A 17,023-nucleotide genomic window follows, 5' to 3' on the forward strand; every position below is an offset into this window, starting at 1 on the left:
GCCGCATTATCTGGGGCGGTCGTCACGCCGTGCGCAGGGTGGTCTATATGGCTGCCCTCACCGCCAGTCGCTCAAATCCCGTCCTCAAGGCCTTCCACCAGCGTCTCATCGCCAAGGGCAAGGAGCCGAAGGTCGCTCTCGTCGCCGTGGCACGAAAGATCCTGACCATCCTCAGCGCGATGATCCAAAACAACGAACCTTGGAATCCAAACAGGTCCTGACGAACACAGTTGCTCATCCGACCTCGCTTCGCGAGGCCACCTTCTCCCACAGGGGGAGAAGGTGAGTCCGCGCCTCACCCCTTCCCCATCCTCTCCACCTCCTGCGCCGACAGAAACCGCAGCACCACGTCCGACATGCCCAAGAGCGGCGTGAACGTCACGATCGTTATCCCGCCTGTCGCGTTGGTGCGCGTCAGGCCCTCGCTATAGATGTCCAGCGGCGGCTCCTCGTCGAACCAGACGCCGTGCAGGGTCTCGCCCTGCCATTTCTCGCGGCCCTTCTCGTAGGACTTGAAGGAGAGCACGCTCTCGGAGGCCTGGACGTCACCGCCGCCGCCCCAACGCACGACGACGCTGTCCAGCGCCCCCGGTGCGCCCCGTCCCATCACGGTATGGGCGATCGCGTCGGCGGGGATCATGCCGGTGCCCCAGTCGGCCTGCTGCTGCGGCGGGCCGATGAGCACGCGCTGCGGGTTGTCGCGCGTTCCCTCGCCGGTGACGCCGGCGGCCCAAAGCCGCACGGCCGTGTCGAACACCTTGCCACGCCACCAGTCCGGATAGCGTCCGGTGAGATGCACCGCCCATTCGGCGCCGCCTGCCCTGGTCTTGCCGAGCTGGTTGCCGGCCATGAACAGGCGCTCGCGGTTCAAGGCGCCCGCGGCATGGAACTCCGCCTGCCTGGGATACGGCCGGTAGGCGGCCAAAAGGTTAGCGCGGCGGCGGCGCTCCAGCTCCGTCAGCAGCGCCAGGTACTGCGTCCCCGAGGAACGGCCTGACGATCGCTTCGAGGGCGCGGATGCGGGCGCGGATCTGCTCATCGCTCAGCGTGTCCAGAGTGTTGGCATCGGGGTCCTTCGGGCCGGGCAGCACCGACAGCACGATCTTCAGATACTGGTCCGGCTTTTCCGCCCTGACCTTGGCGATGACCCCGGCGCCATGATCGCGAAAATCCTGGCGCAAAGCGGCGGTGAAATCATCGCCGATGGTTCTTTTCGTCCGCTTCGGGCGGCCAGCAACGCCCGCCGGCTCGCGCGCGCGGCGCGACCGCAACGGCGCATCAGCCATGGGACCCGTCCGGTTCGTTGCTGCCGGGCGCAGCTGCGACCGCCGGCTTGGCGGTTTTGCCGGCCGGCTTCCGGCGCTTGCCGGATTTGGCGCGCCTTGGCCTGGCCGGCTTGCGCACCGGCTTGGGCGCATCGCCCTCGGCAGATGCCGCCGCGCCGGTCGGCGCGGCTTCGATCGGGGCGGCGGCCGGCTCGCGCCTGTCGGGCCTCGCCATCCTGGCGATGCCGATCATTCGACCGCCCTGCGCCCCCAACGGAAAACCGAAACCGCCGACCGGGTCGACCGGCCCGCCGCGCACCATGCCGATCAGCACGCCCGGCGCGACTTCCTCGACGCATCCGGGGCGCAGCGGCCTGGCGGCGCCCTCGAAGATGCCGATGGCGCTGACGGTGTCGCTTCCGTCGTCGGCAGTGATGATGGTGGCGTAGCGGGGCATGGGGCGCTCGTGGGTGGTGTGGATTGATCTGAGAGGCGCGGTCCTTCGCACCCCCTCTGTCCTGCCGGCCATCTCCCCCACGGGTGGGAGATCAGCAATCATGACGGCCTTCGCCAACCTCCAAGGTCGCAAAGGTGAGAGCCGGCGGCAAAGCTGCCAATCTCCCCCCTCGTGGGGGAGATGTCCGGCAGGACAGAGGGGGGCGCTGTCCCGCCAGCTTTGACCCGGAGGGCTAAGATCGAGGAAGGCTGAAACACAAAACCCGCCTCGCGGCGGGTCGTTGGCGCAAATCAGCACCATGGACAAAAGAGTAGCATAGCTGCCTGCAGCGGGCAATAGGTTATGGGTAAATTTTCCTAGGAATAATTGCTCCCCCCTCACCGCCCCTGCTGGCACTGCGGTATTCACAACATGGTTTTGACCCCGTCTGGCCATTAGCCGGCGCTTATGGGATCATTTTGCCCCGGAGACTCGGGGGAAGCAGCATGGACAGACCCGCCATGGCATCCGTCTTCAGGATGCGGCATCAGCCGGCAATCATTTCTGGCGTTCGCAGTCTTGGCACGGGCCAGGCCGATCCGGTCTTCCACTCGAGGCCGCTCGGCGAGGCGATCCGCTTCATCGTCCGGTCCGACGGCCAGTACGACCTCAGCGCCGTCGCCATCTCCTACGGCGACCGCGCCACCCCGCCGCTCGGCGGCCGCGAGGTCAGGGCGCTCTGGCAGGAATATGGCGAGCGCCTGCTGGAGGCGTAGGGTGAGCCACCCACCCACATCGGATCGGAAACGCCCCTTCGCGCGTTAAAGCGCAAACCAATGGGGAGGAACCGCCATGAACGTCGCCAATCTGCAGCTCGAGGGCCTGTTGATGGCCGTCGCGTCGATCAACCAGGTGCTGGTGCGCAAGGGAGTGCTGACCGTCGATGAGATCGACATCGCCTTGCGCCGGGCCGAGGCCAGCGAGACCGGCGAGGAACGCTCCGAAGGCATGTCGGCATCGAGCCGCGATGCCGTCAACTTCCCGATCCGGCTCCTGGAGCTCGCCAACCGCTGCCAGCCGGAGGCGGACATGCCGTCCTTCTCGAAGCTCGCCCGCATGGTCGGCCAGATGAAGGAACCTTACAACGATCAGATGTGAGGGAGTGGGTGCATCTCGGGGCGGCCAACTGTCGATGCCGGCGCGGCCCCTCATCCGCCCTTCGGGCACCTTCTCCCCGTTAACGGGGAGAAGGAATGAGTTTCACGCCCTGCCCGGCCAGCCCTGGCGCAGCGAAAGCACGCTGCCCGGTCCGTGAACGGCGGCGAAGAGCAGGCCGGCGGCGAACGGGAAATGCGACATGAAGGCGCCGAACTCGGCCTGGTTGCCGGCCCAGTGCGAAGGGCCGTGGAAGGCAAAGCCGAGAAAGGTGACGTAGACCGCGCCGATCAGCGCCGCCGGGGTCAGCAAGGCGCCGGTCAGGAAGGCGATCACCAGCAGCGTCTCCAATATCGCCGCGCACCAGGCCAGGAACAGCGGGAACGGGAAGCCGGCGGCGGCGATGTAGCCGGCAGTGGCGCCGATATCCATGAGTTTGAAGGCCACGCCCATCGCGAACATGGCGGCGAAGATCAGGCGGGCGATGAGGATGACTGCGGTCTGCCAGGTCGATTGAACATTTTCCACGATAGTCCTCCGGATTGAAGCTTGTTGATGCTCCAAGGACGGAGGAAGGGCGATGGTTCCGACAGGGTCGGGAAATTTTGTTGCCCTTGAGGCCAAACAAGGCCGACGTCGGCGGGACAGCGCCCCCTCTGTCCTGCCGGACAGATCCCCCACAAGGGGGGAGATCAGATGTGACGCCAGCTTTCGCCAATCGCCAACGTTGCAGGACAAGCGGGGGCGCCGAAACAGCTAATCTCCCCCCAAGTGGGGGAGATGTCCGGCAGGACAGAGGGGGGCGCGAAGGAACTCGGCGTACGATCGTCTCGCGCCGCCGCCCTACCCCGCCTTCGCGTGCGGACAATGGCTGATCGACTCCCTGACCGTGCCGTACTCGGCGCCCCAGCGGTCGGTCATGTCGCAGCGTATATCCCACAGCTCGGGGAAGAAGCGGTGCCGGGCGCCGCCTTCCAGCATCTCCACCGGGCGGCCCTTCAGCGACCTGGAGCCGAGCCCGATCGAACGGTGGATAAGGTAGAGGTGGTTGGCGCGGAATTTCTGGAACAGTTCGTCGAACTCGATCAACGCCTCGGCGACGACATAGGCGTCGCCATGATCGTAACGCGCGTCATAGACATCCTCCACGGAAAGCCCGCGGCCGTCGAGATAAGCAGCCTTGAAGGCCCGCCAGAGGTCCGGCGGCATGCGCAAGAGCAGCTTGAAGCCGGGCGATTCCTGGCCGCTTCCATTGCCAAGCTGCAGGCGGATCTGCTGGTACTCCTTGGGCGACATGGTTTCGAGCACGTCGAGCTGCGCCGTCATCAGCCGCATCAGCCGGTGCACGCGGCCCATCAGGGTGACGATGCGGTGCGTGTCCGCCTTCTCCAGATAGTCGAGGACGTCGGCCAGCGTGTAGGCGATGAGCTTCATCCACAGCTCCTCGACCTGGTGCACGATCTGGAACTGCAGCTCGTCGGCATTGACCATTTCGGCCAGCGGCTTCTGGCATTGCAGAAGCTTGTCGCACTGCAGATAGACACCGTAGTCGCGCATCTCCGGCGTCTCGATGCGGGCGTGATATTCCGACTTCAGCATGGTTCTTCTCCCTGCCCGGCCCGGGGCATGTGTTGGATCCTTAGATCGAAGATAGACCCTTTGGGCTTGAACATTGTTCCTTTCTGTTATCCAAATAGCAAAAATTGAAGGACGAATGCCTTCAATCTGGCGATATCTGGAGAACGATCCATGCTGGATACCCTCGACCGCAAGATCGTCGCGGCGCTCGAGCGCGACGCACGCCTGTCCTTCGGCGAGCTGGCCGAGTCGGTGGGGCTGAGCAAGACGCCGTGCTGGAAGCGGGTCAAGGCGCTGGAGGAGGCCGGCGTCATCCGCGGCTATTCCACCCGCGTCGATCCGGCGGCAATCGGCTTCGGCATCGAGGCCTTCATCCAGGTGTCGATCGACTTCGAGGTGTCGGATGCCTTCGAGGCGGCGGTGAAGCGGCACCCCCTGATCCGCCGCTGCTACGCCACGACCGGCGAGGCCGACTATCTGTTGCAGATCGTGACCGTCGACATGATGGCGCTCGACCGCATGCTGCGCGAGGAGCTCAGCCGGCTGCCCGGCGTGCGCCGTACCATCACCTCGATGGCGATGCGCGAGATCAAGGGCGATATCTCGTTTGCCGATGCGGCGACGCATGCGCTGAGGAGATGAGCGCACAAACCAGATGACTTGAGAGCAGCATCCCCCTGTCCGCCAGGAAAATGGCCCAAGGCCGGCCTGAGGCCCGATCTCACCCCGGACCAGCCGCGGATGCCGGCCGCACGGGCCCGCGTCGAGCCCTGACTTTTTCTGGGAGGGTTTCGGAACGGGCGTTGAACCGGTCTATGTAGGGACGGGGATTCGCGGGTGGTGGATGTGATCTCGATCAGAATGAGTGCGGAGCCTGCCGGTCGGGCGATGACAGGACTGCCGCGGCTTTTCGCATTCAAGGCGAATGCCATCAACGCGCGCCGTGCACTGGCGGCGGCGCTGCTCGCGTCGACCATGCTGCTGCCGACGGCACCTCGGGCGGCGTCGGTCCTGCCGGGGCCGCGCGACGGATTCCAACGGTCGATGGATCAGGCTGCCCGGTTGCAGGAGGCCAAGCGCGCACTTCTGGCGCAAGCCGCAGGCGGTAATGGTGGCGACGCGGGTGGAAATGGCGGGAACGGCGGCAACGGTGGCTCCGCAGGTGGCAATGGCGGAAACGGTGGCAACGGCGGGAACGGCGGCTCCGGTGGAAACGGTGGTTCCGGCGGAAACGGTGGGTCCGGCGGCAACGGCGGTTCCGGAGGAAACGGCAGTTCCGGAGGAAACGGCGGCTCCAGCGGGAACGGTGGTTCCGGCGGTAATGGCAGCTCAGGAGGAAACGGCAGCTCGGGTGGCAACGGCAACTCCGGCGGCCATGGCGGCAGCCGTCACGATACCGGCCATTCGGATGGCGGCCCGCGTTCCTGCGCAACCTCCCAGGGATCGTCTTGCTGATCCGGCCTGTCCTTGACGGGCGTCGCGCGTAAGCGGGTGCGGATGACGCGCTTCAGGTTCCTGTTTTGATGCATGGCGCCCGTGCAGCCGCGCGACAAACATCAGGCTCCCGGAACCCGGGCGAACGTCGGAACGCGGCGGGTCGCTCCCTGGACCGCTAGCGACCCGTGCGGTAGGCGAAATCGTCGATCGCCGCCTGCCAGTAATGCAGTGTCCGGATCTCGAGCCGCGTGATGCGTCTGTAGTCGGCCGCGAAGTAGACCTGACCGTTCGCCGACAGCACGAACTGATCCTCATATGCGGGCTCATCGCCCCGCCAGGCCTTGACGATAAGCGTCTCGCCCTCCGCGTCGTCCCAGCCCACGCCGAAATAGGCGCCTGTGAAATCGAACGGCTTATCGCTGAACACCTGCGCCGGGTGCCCCGAGCTGTTGTAGGCGATGAATTCGCCCGACATGGTGGTGTTGATGTAGCCCGGGCCAGCGGTGAAGCTCTGGTGCATGGCAACGAGGTTGTACCAGTTGAGCCCGCCATAACCGGACGGAATTTCGAACACGCCGGGCGACGTCATCAGGTCGTCGAAGCCGACAATATGCTGGTTGGGCAGCGGCTCCTCCTCAGGTCCGCCTTTGCCCGAGACCGCTGAGATCACCACCGGCGCCGCGCCGACGACAATGCGCCGGCGCTGCGTCGCCCCGCCGACCGACACGTCGACCAGCCATTCGCCCGATGTCGCGGGTGCGCTGAAGCGCCCGTCTGGACCGACCTTGGCGGCGGCCGTGACGCCGTCCGGCCCTGTCAAGGAAACGCGCGATCCGGCGGCGACCGCGCCGCTGATCGTCAGATCCGCCGCGAGCCCGACCGGGTGTGTCGTGCGCAGCGCGATCATGTCGCCCGGCGATCCGGGCGAAACGACATAGTCGCTTTCCTGCGAGGCGTTGCCGGTGGTGACGGAGAAGCCCGGCGGAGGCACGACCCGGAACGCGTAATGTCCGGGGTCGACGACTTCGAGATCGCGCTGGATGACCGACATCCGGAAATTGGCGAAGCCGTCGACATTGGTCAACCGCATGATGGTGCTGCCGTTCGGCCTGTCGAGCTCGACGGCCGCGCGCGACATAGGCCGGTCGCCGAGATCGTAGACGCCGTTCCTGTTGAGGTCGCGGAACACGAGCAGCGACGTGTTCATCTGGCCGCCGTTGAAGGACCCCCACGCGCGCTTGGGATAATAGGCCTCAGCACTGCCGGCACGGGCCGCGCCGCAGATCATGGCCAGACCGATGGCCCCCGCGGCCACGAGAGCGCCCGAAAACAACAAACCACGCTTCACGAAATTTCCTCTCCGGCAGTCCTTGCCATTCCGATCCCCTCGAGACGCGCAATGACCTTGTCGACGGCATCGGCATCGAAATAGGCGAGATAGAGCAACGCCATGGTGGCGCTGAACGTATAGACCGGCAGCGTCAGATAGATGATGGCGTGAAAGGCCAGGCCCGGCAGGATCAGATAGCGCCTGCTGCGGCGAAACGGCAGGCCGAAGGCAAGGCAGTATTCGAGCGCGACCACGGCGACGGACACGATGATTGCGATCCAGGCAAGGCCGGCCGGATAGTCCGAGCCGGCGTAGTACCAGAGGAATATCTGCTCGATCCGCGCGCCGCTCAAAAAGGCGTAGCTCGACTTGTCGAAGGCGGCGAAGAAATAGAGCACCGAGAGCTGCACCACGATCAGCCGCAGCCCCCACAGATTGCCGCGTTCCGCCGGCGGTGGCAGGCCGGCGCGTTCGGCGCGCATCACCGCCAGGTAGCGGTCCAGCGAGTAGGAGCGGCCGCAGGGGGTGAGCGCGATCAGAAGGGCTGCGATGGCTAGCAGATAGACATGATGGTGGGTCCAGGGCTCGTGGCCAAGCTGGAAGCCGAAATAATAGTACATCGCCAGCCCGACCGAGCCGGCCCAGACGGCGGCGATGCGGCTGTGATAGCCAACGAAGAGCAGCGCTGTCGCCATGAAGAAGTTGACGGCCAGAAAGAGGCCGGCCGGCGATTGGTCGATGTAGAGCAGCAGTTCGCCCGCCCAGCGCGACCAGAACAGCATTGCCAGACCGATACGGATCAACGCGGACGAACGCGACGAGCCCTCGGTGTCGACCGCCCAGCCGACGAAGCGTGCCGCCACGGCATCGATCGGACGCCAGCCGGCGATGGCGTCAGTCGGCGCAGGCATTTTCGGCATCGGTATGGATGATCTGCCAGCCGCCGCGGGTGGCCTGGCGCGCGCGGACACGGATGTCGGCGCCCTGCCCGGCGGCCGTGCAGAGCCGCTTGATGACGGAAGCGAGTTCGTCACGGCTTTCGATCCGCTTAAGCCTGCCGTTGCGAGAGGCGCCGAGCATCTCGAAGCGGTCGAGCGGGACAAGCGCGCCGTCGGGCAGGCGGATTTCGAAGGAAGCGTCGATCACGCCCATCCCGATCGCGCTGAACATGGTCCAGGACCGCAGCCATGCCGATCGGACCCCGAAGACCTGCTCCGCTACCGGTCCGGCGATCATGAACGCGGCGATGGCGATGAATGCGAACAACCGCAAGCGCCCTGCCGACAGCCGCCCGGCAGGCTCCGCACTCACCCTGATCGAGACGATATCCGTCACCCGCGCACCCCCGCCCCGATATAGACCGGTTCGACGCCCGTTTTTCAACTCCCCCCAGAAAAAGTCAGGGCTCGAGGCCGCGTTTGTGGCCGATGCGCGGTGCGCCACTGGCGGCGGTAGACTGCACCTCGGCGCTCATCTCATGACCAGCTCCCGCCCCAGCCGCTTCGGCGGCTCGGCCCGCAGCACCACATTCGTGGTCACCGCGCCGTAGCGGCCGATGCCATCGACGATTGCCTCGAGATCGGGCGGCGACGGGACGAGCACCTTGACCAGGAAACAGTCCTCCCCGGTCACGCGCAGGACCTCGATCACCTCCGGCATCTGCGCGAATTTCTTCAGGCAGGCCTGGATGTGCTCATGCGTGGTGCGCAGGCGGATGACGGCCATGGTGCCGAGCCCGAGGGCGGTCGGGTCGACCACCGCGCGATAGCCGGAGACGATGCCGCGCTCTTCCAGCCGCTTCACCCGCTCGGAAGTAGCGGGCTGGGACAGGCCGACACGCCGGCCAAGCGCGGAAATGCCGATGCGGCCGTCCTCCTGCAGGATCTCCACGATCGCCATGTCGGTGGGGTCGAGCCTCGCTCTTGTCTCGCCGTTTGCCATGCCTGCCTTCAATCCATCGGGAAACCTGCCTGCTTTCCGATGATCTCTCATTCCGCCGGCTGGCGGAAGGCCTAGAATTGCCGGCATCGCATCGACAGGAATAGGCAGTCCATGAACGAATTCATCATCGTGCCCGGCATCGGCGGATCGGGCGAAGCACACTGGCAGACGCGCTGGCAGCGGGCGAACCCGGCCATGCGCCGCTTCAGCCCGGCAAGTTGGGAGCAGCCGGATCTCGACGACTGGATCGGCGCCCTCGACGCTGCGGTGGCGGCGGCGAATGCCCCGCCTGTGCTGATTTCCCACAGCCTCGGCTGCCTGCTGGTCGCGCATTGGCAGCTTGTCTCGAAGGATGCCTGCGCCGGCGCCTTCCTGGTCGCGGTTCCCGATCCGGCGAGCCAGGCCTTTCCGGCCTCGGTGCGCGGTTTTGCCGGCGCGCCGGCGGGACGGCTCCGCTTTCCCTCGCTCATCGTCGCCAGCAGCGACGACCCCTACGGCTCGCTCGATCATGCCGAGACAAAGGCCGCGCAATGGGGAAGCGGCCTCCATGTTGCGGGAGCGCTCGGCCACATCAATGGCGACAGCGGACTGGGTGATTGGGCCGAGGGAATGAAACTGTTGGCGGCTTTCGCGAGCGAGGCCGGGCGAACTGCGCTGCTGGATGCAGGCACGGATTGACCGGGCCGATGCTAGCCGGACGGGACCTTCGAATTCTGGGCCTCGCGCCTGGCAGCCTCCTCCTTCTGCTTCTCGGCATCGGCCTTGCGCTTCGGGCAATCCTCGAAATCGTGGTCGCGGCCGCCGCAGTAGGAGCAGCATTTCGCAGGCGTTTCGGGGTAGAGCATCGTGGCCATTCCCAAGAATGCACGAAAAGCTTTCCGGTTGCAGCAATTCGTGATGCGCACGAAGCTGCCCGCCCATGCTCCGATACTCTTGGAATTGCTTCAAAGGAGCTCGCCGCTCGCGCGGCGGGCTCCCAGTTAATCACCCGTCACGCATGCGCGTGCGGATGATGGACATCCCAGACCGCCCAGGCCGATGCGGCAACCACCAGAATGCCGAGGACAACATGGGTCGCCATCGCGTTGGCGTTTGCCATGAAGCCCAGCAGCCAGGGTGAGACGATCAGCCAAAGGCCGAGGACGAGATTGACCCATTCTTCCCACTCCGCGAACACCGAAAGCGTCGCCAAGGCCAGCGCGCCGAGCGCAACGCCTACGATCCAGGCGTTCCACGCGGGCATCGTCTCAGCGGCGAACCCGATGATCCAGGGGGAGATGAACAGGCAGATCGCGAGGACAAGATTGATCCAATCCTGGCCCCTCTTTCCTTCCATCATCATTGCCATAGACAACCTCCATGAAGATGAAGCTTGACCAAAGCACTACGTTTCGCGTGCAAGAGCACGCTTAGTCATTGATATAATTACGTTTCAAAATCCTTCAAGGTTTAGGCTACTTTTGCCTGACCCGCGGCCTCCGTGCCGCCGGCTGGAGATGCGTCGCTTTTTTGGAGGAGCCCTCGGGCCATCAGCACGTTCGCCCATGACCGCATTGCAAATAGCAAAAATTTGCATTGGCAAACAAAGTTGCCATATTAGCTGACTAAACGATTCGTGGTATCGTGAACCGATGGCCAAGAAGAAACCAAGACCGATGCTTTCCGCGATCCCGGCCGCCTCCGCGGCCGAGGCCTATGAGGCATCCTACTTCGCCCGCAAATGCGGCCTGACCCGCGACGAGGCGCTCCGGATAATGCGCGAGGCGCAGGTCGTCGTGAAGGCACCCTCCGAAGGCAAGGGCAAGGGTTAGGCCAGACGGCAATCCCCTCCCGAAACTTTTTCGATGCGCAGGCACCCGCGCTTGCCAGCGGCTGACCCCATCAATAGCCGCCGACGATCGGCAGGATCTCGCCGGTGATGTAGCTTGAGCATTGCGGCGAGGCGAGGAACACATAGGCCGGCGCGATCTCCTCCGGCTGGGCCGGCCGCTTCATCGGCGTCTTGGCGCCGAACTGGGCGACATCCTCGGCCTCCTTCTCCGAAGGGTTGAGCGGCGTCCAGACCGGGCCCGGCGCCACCGCGTTGACGCGGATGCCCTTGCCGATCAGGTTGCCCGACAGAGCGCGGGTGAAGGCGTGGATGCCGCCCTTGGTCATCGAATAGTCGACCAGATGCTTCGACCCCTCGATGCCGGTGACCGAACCGGTGTTGATGATGGCCGAGCCCGGCTTCATGCGCGGCACGGCCTCCTGCGCCATATGGAAATAGCCGTAGAGATTGGTCTTCAGCGTGGTGTCGAAATGCTCCTCGGTGAGGTCGGCGAAATCGGTCGAATGAATCTGGAAGGCAGCGTTGTTGACCAGCACGTCGAGGCCACCCAATGCCTTCACCGTCTGCTCGACCGCCTTGCGGCAGAAGGCGCGCTTGGCGACGTCGCCGCGCAGCGCCAGGCAGCGCCTGCCCTCGGCCTCGACGGCGCGCTTCGTCGTCTCCGCGTCGCGATCCTCGCTGAGATAGGCGATGGCGACGTCGGCGCCTTCGCGCGCGAACAGCACCGCCACGGCGCGACCGATGCCGGAATCGCCGCCGGTGATCAGCGCCACCTTGCCGTCGAGTTTCTTCGAGCCCTGCCAGAACGGCGCGTCGTAGAGCGGCGCCGGCTCGATCGCCCACTCCTGGCCGGGCTTCGGATGATGCTGCTTCGGAAAAGGCGGTTCGGGATAGCGGCGTGCGCCGGCCTGCATGGCGGCCGGCTCCTTAGCCTTCGGGCTGCGGCGGTCGCGGGCGTCGACCTTGCGCTGCACCCGGCGCTGCTTCTGGGCGGCTTTCGACGTGTCGGACCTTGTCAGCATCGGTTTCTCCTTCGGTTCGAAGGGACAACGCATGCCGGCCGAAAAGGTTGGCGGGCGAAAACCTGGTCGCAAATGAACCGGGTCCACCCGTCCGACGGATACATCAAAGTTAAATGCGGCCGACAGGCGTGAGGTGGTAGGTCACTGGCGGCGGGGGGCACTGGGAGGAGCCCATGGACGTTCGAAATCTGATCGGCAGATTGTCCTCCACCTTGCTGCGCCAGCGCGCGGCCGCGTCGCCGGCTGCCTTCAGGCCGAGCCGCGACGCGCTCGCCGACGTCCCGCTGAAGCCGCGACCGCGGCCACCATTTCGGCCGCAGCCGCCGATCCGGCCGGCAAGCAACATGTAGCCACCGACGCAGCCAAGGCGGAGACAAGCAGACCATGAAATGGGCAGGCATGAAATCGGCAGAGATGAAATCGGCAAACATGAGATCGCTTGAGATGACTCATCCGCTTCTGGTGCTTGGCATCGCCGCCTTCACGATCGCGCCCTTCGCGGGGCTGCTGTGGCGAACGAGGGAGTGGTTCGGCTGGTGAACGGCGATGAGCCGGTTCCTGCCCCTGACGATCAGGTTCGCCGACGGCGGCTCGATGGTCGTTTCATCCATCGCCGAGGCGAAGAAGGCACTCGCCAGGGCATGGAAGGACAAGGACGCGCCGGCCTATGTCGCAGCGGCGCGTCTGGTGGATGACGCGCTCGAAGGGATCTGCCGGCCCGCCGTCGCCTTCGCAGCGTTCAAGAAGGCCGCCGCCGAGCAAGGACTACTGAGGCCGGCCGCACCGAGTGCCGCGCTTACCATGCTGGACCAGTTGTGGTCGCCGGGCAGCAAGCCCGACCGAGAGCCCGATTGAACCACGCCATGGCCTGGGATGTACGGATCGGCGACGAAGTGATCGTGAACGCCACCGTGCTTACGCTGCTCGGCAGCGGTCGCGCGCGGGTCCGCATCCCGACTCACAATTATCCCTGTGCGATCGACCCGCCGGCCGGCGCCAAGGCCGGCGATCGGATCACCATCGCGGGTCACGTCACTGAGGTCGACCACGACAAAGGCAGGGTGACGTTCAAGGCGGGCGGCCTGGTCACCGTCGACATAGCGTCGGTCGCTGCCTGGAAGTCGGTGCTTCGCGATCCGCCCTGACGCCTATCGCGGCTCGCGGTTCATGCTGAGATAGGTCGGGTCGAACTCGGCCATCGCCACCAGCAGATCCCAGTCGAGGATGGTCACGGTATAGTTCGACCAGCTGACCAGGCCGATATTGCGCAGCATGCCGATGACCCGGTTCATATGGACGACCGAAAGCCCAAGCACGTCGGCCAGTTCGGCTTGCGACAAGGGAAGCTGGAAGCTCATCCCGGACGTGCGCTTGACGACCTGGAGGCGGACGAACAGCTCGCAGATGAGATGGGCGAGATGCGAGGTCTTCGAACGCCGGCCCATGGCGACGATCCACTCTCGGTGAATGGCGCCGTCGACGAGCGTGTCCAGCCACAGGAGCCGGGTGAGATGGGGCGCCTGCTCGGTGATGGCGCGCAGCTTGGCGTGGTCGGCGGCGGCGACATGGCAGGGCGAGAGCGCGATGATGCCATGGTCCATTGTCTTCAGCAGGAAGGCGTGAAGGTCGACGAAATCGCCGGGGACCTGCAGTGAGGTGAACTGCCGTCCGCCATCCTCCAGCACCTTGTAGCGCGCGGCGATGCCGTCGAGGATAAGGGTGCTGTGGATCGGCCTCGACCCTTCGGAAACGATGTCCTGCCCCGTGGCGACATGTCGTTCGGTCGAGATGGCACCCGCCAGCAATTCCTTTTCCGCCTCCGAGAGGAGGTCGTGCTGGCCAAGGTTCAGATAGAGGGATTCGAGCATTCGGTTCCGATCCTGCGTGCACCGCCAAGAGCAAACGCCGCAGCCGGCGCCTGGTTGCAGCCAGCGCGGCTGACGATCGGCAGGCGCGCCGGGAGACTTGCAGACAGGAGAGCCGTCCAGACCTGCGCGCCGGGCGCCGTCCACGACTTGGGTTCACGAAATATTTCGGATGGAACATCCGTTCCCGGCCGCGCTTATCGTGATGCAAGGAAACGGCGCTTGCGATTTCACGAGCGCCGTTTCTTTGCCCCCTCAAGTCGCATCAAACGATGGAGCAAAGTGATGGCAAGGAAGAATTCGTCTGGCGCGGCGAACGGCCTGGAGAGCCTGTTCGTGGACGGCCTGAAGGACATCTACTACGCGGAAAAGAAGATCCTGAAGACGTTGCCCAAGCTGGCGAAGGCCGCCCAGTCGAAGGAACTGAGCGCAGCCTTCGAGAAGCATCGCATGGAAACAGAGGGACAGGTCGATCGCCTGGAACAAGTGTTCGAGCTGATGGGCAAGGCTGCAAGGGGCAAGACCTGTCCGGCGATCGACGGCATCCTCGAAGAAGGCTCGGAAATCCTCGAGGAGTACCAGGACGAGCCGGCGCTCGACGCGGGCCTGGTGGCGGCCGCCCAGGCCGTCGAGCATTATGAAATAGCCCGCTACGGCACGCTGGTCGCCTGGGCGGAGCAACTGGGCCTCAAGGACGCAGTGCCGTTGCTGCGCGAAACGCTGGCGCAGGAGTCCGCCACCGACGAGGCGCTCAGCGCTTTGGGCGAAAGTGGCGCGAACCAGCGGGCGTTGCAGGCGGCCGCCTGAACCGCCGCGCACGCGATCGTCCGCAATTGCGGTCCCGGTCGGCGCCGGGGCCGCGTGCGATCACCAGGATTCCATGAACAACCGGGCGTATCGGCCGCAAACCTGCTGCCGACGGGCTCAAGCTTTGGCACGACGCCATCGAGCATGGCGCAGCAGGCGGAGGATTTAGGGTTGGAACGAATATTCAACCGTGTCGCGGAGGCGGTCGCCCATGCCGCGGGTCGCCCCTGGGCTTTCGCCTCATGCCTGGCCTGCGTGGTCGCCTGGGCCTTGTCCGGACCGGTGTTCGACTTTTCGGAGACCTGGCAACTCGTCATCAACACCGGGACCACCATCGTCACCTTTCTGATGGTGTTCCTGATCCAGAACACCCAGAACCGCGATGGTGCAGCCATACAGGCGAAGCTCGACGAACTCATACGGTCCGGACAGGGAAAGAACGACTTCATCGGCATCGAGCACCTCACGGAAGCCGAGGTGCAGGAATTCAGAAATCGGTGCGCCGAGGCCAAGCAGGCTCAACTGCGTTCTGAGGACGCCTACTGAAGAGACGGCCCTTTATACCACCAGCCTGGAAGAAGCCCTGACCATGGGGCTCGGCATGGCAAGGCCGGAGCGTCTGTGACGTCGGCCGACAATTTATTTAAGCAATCGCTAACGGAACACAACCGGCCGTGCGATATTGAATCAAATTCGAGCATCGCGCGGGGAGTCCCGATGCCTAAGCCCGCCGGCAGGGACCGGTTGTCATTCATCGAGCCGCTGATGCCGACGCTCGTCGACAAGCCACCGGAAGGCGACGGGTGGATTCATGAAGTGAAATTCGACGGCTATCGCTCCCAAATTGTTCGGGACGTAGACGGCGTGCGCATTTTCAGCCGCCGCGGTCTCGACTGGACTGCAAAATATCGCGACCTTGCCAAGGCCGCGAGCGAGCTCGACGCTGAGGACGCGATCATCGACGGCGAAGTGATCGTCACGAATGAGGCAGGGCTGTCCGACTTCAAGGCGCTGCGCAAGGCCATCACAAGTCGGCAACAGGACCTCTATTTCGTCGCCTTCGATCTTCTCCACCTCAATGGCCGCGACCTCCGCGACATCCCGCTGGAGGACCGGCGCGAGATCCTAGCCGAGATGATCCCGCCTGGCGGGCGCATCCAGTTCAGTCAATCGTTGCCGGGCGATGCCAAATCCATCTTCCATCTCATCGATCAAGCCGGCCTTGAGGGCATGGTTTCGAAGCGCAAGGAAAGCAAATATCGATCCGGCAATTCTACGGCCTGGCTCAAGGCTAAGTGCTACGCGATCGACGAATACGAGCTGCTCGGCGTCGAGCGCGAGGCGGGCAAGCCTGCCTTCGCCCTCCTGGCGGAGCGCGGCACCGGGCGCTATGTCGGCAGCGCCTTTATCACCCTGAATAGGGAAATGCGGGAACGCTTGTGGCAGCGCGCCCTGGAGCACGCAGGCACGGCGCCGAACGGCATGAAGCGGCCGGCGACGCAGTGGGTAAGGCCAGGGCTGATTGGCCGTGTGAAGCATCTGCGGGGCGAGGACGATCTGCGCCACGCGTCTTTGCAGGACTTCCGCGAGGTAGGGACACCCTAGAGGCGGTCATAGGGGAACAGGCTCTGAAGTATGGTGAGGCGACGTTGACCGCCGCCTCACCAGCTTAGACGTGCGAAGGCCGCACCTTCCAATAAGGCGGCGGCATATTTCCGTCCTCGATAAGGATGTCCTTCTTCCGGGCAAAGGCGGCAAAGATTCCCCTGGCCGTCTCCGCGTCGATGTCTCCGACCAGTGCCGCCTTGCACGCGCGGATGGCAGCTTTCTGCTCGGGACTGTTGCCGCACCAATCGGTGGCAAACTGGTATGCGTCAACCACGGTGTTGAGCTGACGGGGAAAACCCATTCCAACCCAAACTCGGATCGGCTTTTCGAATGGCTTTGAGAGCATCGCGACCTCCATCGCGCGACTTCAAGCGGCTAGCCCACCGCGGCCGCCGACGCTGGCCATCCATGGCGGCGGTGCGCTCAGTTCTTCAAGAACCTTGGCTGATTTTGCGAAACCGCAGAAGGCCTCCCTTGCGGCGTTTCGCGGGTAATCGCTGTCGAATGCCTTTTGGCAGGCTCGCAGCGCAGTGTCGTAAATCGGGCCGCGCCTATTTTTCGGCCATTCGTAGAGAAATTCCAGGGCGTCCTCGATGCATGCGATTTCCTGGATCAGGCTGTTTCCGCTCTTGACGAAAACAGGGCTGTCGAACATCCGGTCGTTCATAAGATCCTCCAAATCGAACGAACAATTGAGTGTCAGGAGGGCCGGGACCTACCGGCAGTGTCCCTGGCCCAGCGGCGATAT

At 64.6% G+C, this 17,023-nt stretch carries 29 protein-coding genes; 14 read left to right on the forward strand and 15 right to left on the reverse strand.

Annotated features, from left to right (window positions below):
- On the forward strand, positions 1–221 hold a 221-nt coding region (locus EN846_RS32230; protein ID WP_135859019.1), incomplete at its 5' end, for a transposase.
- Positions 222–295: 74 nt separating this feature from the next.
- Here EN846_RS32230 and EN846_RS32235 read toward each other — a convergent pair.
- Genes EN846_RS32235 through EN846_RS36215 form a run of 3 tightly spaced genes read right to left on the reverse strand, consistent with a single transcriptional unit; the run spans position 296 to position 1,722 of the window.
- On the reverse strand, positions 296–1,039 hold the full coding sequence (locus EN846_RS32235) for a terminase family protein (protein WP_127312059.1): 744 nt from the start codon (positions 1,037–1,039) through the stop codon (positions 296–298).
- On the reverse strand, positions 930–1,286 hold the full coding sequence (locus tag EN846_RS32240; RefSeq protein ID WP_245493556.1) for a hypothetical protein: 357 nt from the start codon (positions 1,284–1,286) through the stop codon (positions 930–932). The genes EN846_RS32235 and EN846_RS32240 overlap by 110 nt, the downstream gene beginning before the upstream one ends.
- On the reverse strand, positions 1,279–1,722 hold the full coding sequence (locus EN846_RS36215) for a hypothetical protein (RefSeq protein ID WP_189340417.1): 444 nt from the start codon (positions 1,720–1,722) through the stop codon (positions 1,279–1,281). The genes EN846_RS32240 and EN846_RS36215 overlap by 8 nt, the downstream gene beginning before the upstream one ends.
- Positions 1,723–2,207: 485 nt before the next feature.
- On the opposite strand from EN846_RS36215, the gene EN846_RS32245 reads away from it, so the two are divergent.
- Together EN846_RS32245 and EN846_RS32250 are read left to right on the forward strand one after the other, a co-directional pair.
- Complete coding sequence (locus EN846_RS32245; RefSeq protein ID WP_127286844.1) at positions 2,208–2,477, forward strand: hypothetical protein; 270 nt, start codon at positions 2,208–2,210, stop codon at positions 2,475–2,477.
- Between the two features lie 76 nt (positions 2,478–2,553).
- Complete coding sequence (locus EN846_RS32250; protein WP_127286845.1) at positions 2,554–2,859, forward strand: hypothetical protein; 306 nt, start codon at positions 2,554–2,556, stop codon at positions 2,857–2,859.
- 102 nt (positions 2,860–2,961) lie between these two features.
- Here the strand turns inward: EN846_RS32250 and EN846_RS32255 are convergent, their stop codons facing one another.
- Together EN846_RS32255 and EN846_RS32265 are read right to left on the reverse strand one after the other, a co-directional pair.
- Positions 2,962–3,384: a DoxX family protein gene (locus EN846_RS32255; protein ID WP_187331521.1), complete on the reverse strand. Its 423-nt coding sequence runs from the start codon at positions 3,382–3,384 to the stop codon at positions 2,962–2,964.
- 315 nt (positions 3,385–3,699) lie between these two features.
- Positions 3,700–4,455 carry a tryptophan 2,3-dioxygenase family protein gene (locus EN846_RS32265; protein ID WP_127286846.1) on the reverse strand — a complete coding sequence of 252 codons (756 nt, stop codon included), beginning with the start codon at positions 4,453–4,455 and terminating at the stop codon, positions 3,700–3,702.
- A gap of 150 nt (positions 4,456–4,605) precedes the next feature.
- Here EN846_RS32265 and EN846_RS32270 point away from each other — a divergent pair, with 150 nt between their 5' ends.
- Together EN846_RS32270 and EN846_RS35435 are read left to right on the forward strand one after the other, a co-directional pair.
- Positions 4,606–5,076 (forward strand): Lrp/AsnC family transcriptional regulator, encoded by a 471-nt coding sequence (locus EN846_RS32270; protein WP_127392006.1) that lies wholly within the window; start codon positions 4,606–4,608, stop codon positions 5,074–5,076.
- Between the two features lie 195 nt (positions 5,077–5,271).
- A complete protein-coding gene (locus EN846_RS35435; protein WP_189523726.1) occupies positions 5,272–5,889 on the forward strand; it encodes a hypothetical protein in 618 nt (205 codons plus the stop codon).
- A gap of 157 nt (positions 5,890–6,046) precedes the next feature.
- Here EN846_RS35435 and EN846_RS32280 read toward each other — a convergent pair whose 3' ends face one another.
- The 4 genes from EN846_RS32280 to EN846_RS32295 all read right to left on the reverse strand — a co-directional run bounded on the left by EN846_RS32280 (position 6,047) and on the right by EN846_RS32295 (position 9,142).
- Positions 6,047–7,219 (reverse strand): hypothetical protein, encoded by a 1,173-nt coding sequence (locus tag EN846_RS32280; protein WP_127285769.1) that lies wholly within the window; start codon positions 7,217–7,219, stop codon positions 6,047–6,049.
- Positions 7,216–8,112: an HTTM domain-containing protein gene (locus EN846_RS32285; RefSeq protein ID WP_187331519.1), complete on the reverse strand. Its 897-nt coding sequence runs from the start codon at positions 8,110–8,112 to the stop codon at positions 7,216–7,218. The genes EN846_RS32280 and EN846_RS32285 overlap by 4 nt, the downstream gene beginning before the upstream one ends.
- The gene (locus tag EN846_RS32290; RefSeq protein WP_135859574.1) at positions 8,096–8,536 is read right to left on the reverse strand and encodes a hypothetical protein; all 441 of its coding nucleotides are present in this window, start codon (positions 8,534–8,536) and stop codon (positions 8,096–8,098) included. Before EN846_RS32290 ends, EN846_RS32285 begins: the two co-directional genes overlap by 17 nt.
- A gap of 135 nt (positions 8,537–8,671) precedes the next feature.
- The gene (locus EN846_RS32295; RefSeq protein ID WP_127285772.1) at positions 8,672–9,142 is read right to left on the reverse strand and encodes an Lrp/AsnC family transcriptional regulator; all 471 of its coding nucleotides are present in this window, start codon (positions 9,140–9,142) and stop codon (positions 8,672–8,674) included.
- 111 nt (positions 9,143–9,253) lie between these two features.
- Between EN846_RS32295 and EN846_RS32300 the strand changes: the two genes are divergently transcribed.
- Positions 9,254–9,820, forward strand: a complete 567-nt coding sequence (locus EN846_RS32300) for an alpha/beta hydrolase (RefSeq protein ID WP_127285773.1) — start codon at positions 9,254–9,256, stop codon at positions 9,818–9,820.
- Positions 9,821–9,831: 11 nt separating this feature from the next.
- Here the strand turns inward: EN846_RS32300 and EN846_RS35440 are convergent, their stop codons facing one another.
- Positions 9,832–9,987: a hypothetical protein gene (locus EN846_RS35440; protein WP_187331518.1), complete on the reverse strand. Its 156-nt coding sequence runs from the start codon at positions 9,985–9,987 to the stop codon at positions 9,832–9,834.
- A 146-nt stretch (positions 9,988–10,133) separates the two neighbouring features.
- Positions 10,134–10,490 (reverse strand): SPW repeat protein, encoded by a 357-nt coding sequence (locus tag EN846_RS32305; protein WP_127285774.1) that lies wholly within the window; start codon positions 10,488–10,490, stop codon positions 10,134–10,136.
- 283 nt (positions 10,491–10,773) lie between these two features.
- On the opposite strand from EN846_RS32305, the gene EN846_RS35445 reads away from it, so the two are divergent.
- Positions 10,774–10,953, forward strand: a complete 180-nt coding sequence (locus EN846_RS35445) for a hypothetical protein (RefSeq protein WP_145968469.1) — start codon at positions 10,774–10,776, stop codon at positions 10,951–10,953.
- Positions 10,954–11,023: 70 nt separating this feature from the next.
- On the opposite strand, the gene EN846_RS32310 is transcribed toward EN846_RS35445, so the two are convergent.
- Positions 11,024–11,995 (reverse strand): SDR family oxidoreductase, encoded by a 972-nt coding sequence (locus EN846_RS32310; protein ID WP_127285775.1) that lies wholly within the window; start codon positions 11,993–11,995, stop codon positions 11,024–11,026.
- Between the two features lie 173 nt (positions 11,996–12,168).
- Here EN846_RS32310 and EN846_RS35450 point away from each other — a divergent pair, with 173 nt between their 5' ends.
- From EN846_RS35450 to EN846_RS32320, 4 genes are read left to right on the forward strand one after another with little or no spacing between them, the layout of a single operon-like run.
- Entirely contained in the window at positions 12,169–12,345 is a 177-nt protein-coding gene (locus tag EN846_RS35450) for a hypothetical protein (RefSeq protein ID WP_189340408.1), read from the forward strand.
- A 34-nt stretch (positions 12,346–12,379) separates the two neighbouring features.
- Positions 12,380–12,535 (forward strand): hypothetical protein, encoded by a 156-nt coding sequence (locus EN846_RS35455; RefSeq protein ID WP_187331517.1) that lies wholly within the window; start codon positions 12,380–12,382, stop codon positions 12,533–12,535.
- Positions 12,536–12,541: 6 nt separating this feature from the next.
- Positions 12,542–12,850, forward strand: a complete 309-nt coding sequence (locus tag EN846_RS32315; RefSeq protein WP_127285776.1) for a DUF982 domain-containing protein — start codon at positions 12,542–12,544, stop codon at positions 12,848–12,850.
- On the forward strand, positions 12,847–13,140 hold the full coding sequence (locus EN846_RS32320) for a hypothetical protein (protein ID WP_127285777.1): 294 nt from the start codon (positions 12,847–12,849) through the stop codon (positions 13,138–13,140). Before EN846_RS32315 ends, EN846_RS32320 begins: the two co-directional genes overlap by 4 nt.
- 3 nt (positions 13,141–13,143) lie before the next feature.
- Here EN846_RS32320 and EN846_RS32325 read toward each other — a convergent pair whose 3' ends face one another.
- Positions 13,144–13,863: a Crp/Fnr family transcriptional regulator gene (locus EN846_RS32325; RefSeq protein ID WP_127285778.1), complete on the reverse strand. Its 720-nt coding sequence runs from the start codon at positions 13,861–13,863 to the stop codon at positions 13,144–13,146.
- A gap of 282 nt (positions 13,864–14,145) precedes the next feature.
- Here EN846_RS32325 and EN846_RS32330 point away from each other — a divergent pair, with 282 nt between their 5' ends.
- From EN846_RS32330 to EN846_RS32340, 3 genes are all read left to right on the forward strand, one after another.
- Positions 14,146–14,667: a ferritin-like domain-containing protein gene (locus EN846_RS32330; protein ID WP_127285780.1), complete on the forward strand. Its 522-nt coding sequence runs from the start codon at positions 14,146–14,148 to the stop codon at positions 14,665–14,667.
- A gap of 144 nt (positions 14,668–14,811) precedes the next feature.
- Positions 14,812–15,213, forward strand: coding sequence for a low affinity iron permease family protein (locus EN846_RS32335; RefSeq protein ID WP_127285779.1), 402 nt, complete (start codon positions 14,812–14,814; stop codon positions 15,211–15,213).
- A gap of 219 nt (positions 15,214–15,432) precedes the next feature.
- Complete coding sequence (locus tag EN846_RS32340) at positions 15,433–16,272, forward strand: ATP-dependent DNA ligase (protein ID WP_187331522.1); 840 nt, start codon at positions 15,433–15,435, stop codon at positions 16,270–16,272.
- 64 nt (positions 16,273–16,336) lie between these two features.
- Here the strand turns inward: EN846_RS32340 and EN846_RS32345 are convergent, their stop codons facing one another.
- Positions 16,337–16,633: a DUF982 domain-containing protein gene (locus EN846_RS32345; protein WP_245493456.1), complete on the reverse strand. Its 297-nt coding sequence runs from the start codon at positions 16,631–16,633 to the stop codon at positions 16,337–16,339.
- Between the two features lie 9 nt (positions 16,634–16,642).
- Positions 16,643–16,942 (reverse strand): DUF982 domain-containing protein, encoded by a 300-nt coding sequence (locus tag EN846_RS32350; RefSeq protein ID WP_127284591.1) that lies wholly within the window; start codon positions 16,940–16,942, stop codon positions 16,643–16,645.
- Positions 16,943–17,023 lie beyond the last annotated feature (81 nt).

Origin of the sequence: Mesorhizobium sp. M4B.F.Ca.ET.203.01.1.1 (assembly GCF_004791025.1) — a bacterium.
Taxonomy (GTDB): Bacteria; Pseudomonadota; Alphaproteobacteria; order Rhizobiales; family Rhizobiaceae; genus Mesorhizobium; species Mesorhizobium abyssinicae.

What these genes read in the sequence shown, in the direction of transcription:
- EN846_RS32335 (WP_127285779.1), top strand. Translation starts at nt 14,812, where the DNA reads ATGGCGCAGCAGGCGGAGGATTTAGGGTTGGAACGAATATTCAACCGT.
- EN846_RS35440 (WP_187331518.1), bottom strand. Translation starts at nt 9,987, where the DNA reads ATGCTCTACCCCGAAACGCCTGCGAAATGCTGCTCCTACTGCGGCGGC.
- EN846_RS32235 (WP_127312059.1), bottom strand. Translation starts at nt 1,039, where the DNA reads ATGAGCAGATCCGCGCCCGCATCCGCGCCCTCGAAGCGATCGTCAGGC.
- EN846_RS32305 (WP_127285774.1), bottom strand. Translation starts at nt 10,490, where the DNA reads ATGGCAATGATGATGGAAGGAAAGAGGGGCCAGGATTGGATCAATCTT.
- EN846_RS32250 (WP_127286845.1), top strand. Translation starts at nt 2,554, where the DNA reads ATGAACGTCGCCAATCTGCAGCTCGAGGGCCTGTTGATGGCCGTCGCG.
- EN846_RS32325 (WP_127285778.1), bottom strand. Translation starts at nt 13,863, where the DNA reads ATGCTCGAATCCCTCTATCTGAACCTTGGCCAGCACGACCTCCTCTCG.
- EN846_RS32310 (WP_127285775.1), bottom strand. Translation starts at nt 11,995, where the DNA reads ATGCTGACAAGGTCCGACACGTCGAAAGCCGCCCAGAAGCAGCGCCGG.
- EN846_RS32315 (WP_127285776.1), top strand. Translation starts at nt 12,542, where the DNA reads ATGAGCCGGTTCCTGCCCCTGACGATCAGGTTCGCCGACGGCGGCTCG.
- EN846_RS32270 (WP_127392006.1), top strand. Translation starts at nt 4,606, where the DNA reads ATGCTGGATACCCTCGACCGCAAGATCGTCGCGGCGCTCGAGCGCGAC.
- EN846_RS35455 (WP_187331517.1), top strand. Translation starts at nt 12,380, where the DNA reads ATGAAATGGGCAGGCATGAAATCGGCAGAGATGAAATCGGCAAACATG.
- EN846_RS32300 (WP_127285773.1), top strand. Translation starts at nt 9,254, where the DNA reads ATGAACGAATTCATCATCGTGCCCGGCATCGGCGGATCGGGCGAAGCA.
- EN846_RS32345 (WP_245493456.1), bottom strand. Translation starts at nt 16,633, where the DNA reads ATGGAGGTCGCGATGCTCTCAAAGCCATTCGAAAAGCCGATCCGAGTT.
- EN846_RS32245 (WP_127286844.1), top strand. Translation starts at nt 2,208, where the DNA reads ATGGACAGACCCGCCATGGCATCCGTCTTCAGGATGCGGCATCAGCCG.
- EN846_RS32340 (WP_187331522.1), top strand. Translation starts at nt 15,433, where the DNA reads ATGCCGACGCTCGTCGACAAGCCACCGGAAGGCGACGGGTGGATTCAT.
- EN846_RS32240 (WP_245493556.1), bottom strand. Translation starts at nt 1,286, where the DNA reads ATGGCTGATGCGCCGTTGCGGTCGCGCCGCGCGCGCGAGCCGGCGGGC.
- EN846_RS32350 (WP_127284591.1), bottom strand. Translation starts at nt 16,942, where the DNA reads ATGAACGACCGGATGTTCGACAGCCCTGTTTTCGTCAAGAGCGGAAAC.
- EN846_RS32295 (WP_127285772.1), bottom strand. Translation starts at nt 9,142, where the DNA reads ATGGCAAACGGCGAGACAAGAGCGAGGCTCGACCCCACCGACATGGCG.
- EN846_RS32285 (WP_187331519.1), bottom strand. Translation starts at nt 8,112, where the DNA reads ATGCCTGCGCCGACTGACGCCATCGCCGGCTGGCGTCCGATCGATGCC.
- EN846_RS32330 (WP_127285780.1), top strand. Translation starts at nt 14,146, where the DNA reads ATGGCAAGGAAGAATTCGTCTGGCGCGGCGAACGGCCTGGAGAGCCTG.
- EN846_RS36215 (WP_189340417.1), bottom strand. Translation starts at nt 1,722, where the DNA reads ATGCCCCGCTACGCCACCATCATCACTGCCGACGACGGAAGCGACACC.
- EN846_RS35445 (WP_145968469.1), top strand. Translation starts at nt 10,774, where the DNA reads ATGGCCAAGAAGAAACCAAGACCGATGCTTTCCGCGATCCCGGCCGCC.
- EN846_RS32265 (WP_127286846.1), bottom strand. Translation starts at nt 4,455, where the DNA reads ATGCTGAAGTCGGAATATCACGCCCGCATCGAGACGCCGGAGATGCGC.
- EN846_RS35450 (WP_189340408.1), top strand. Translation starts at nt 12,169, where the DNA reads ATGGACGTTCGAAATCTGATCGGCAGATTGTCCTCCACCTTGCTGCGC.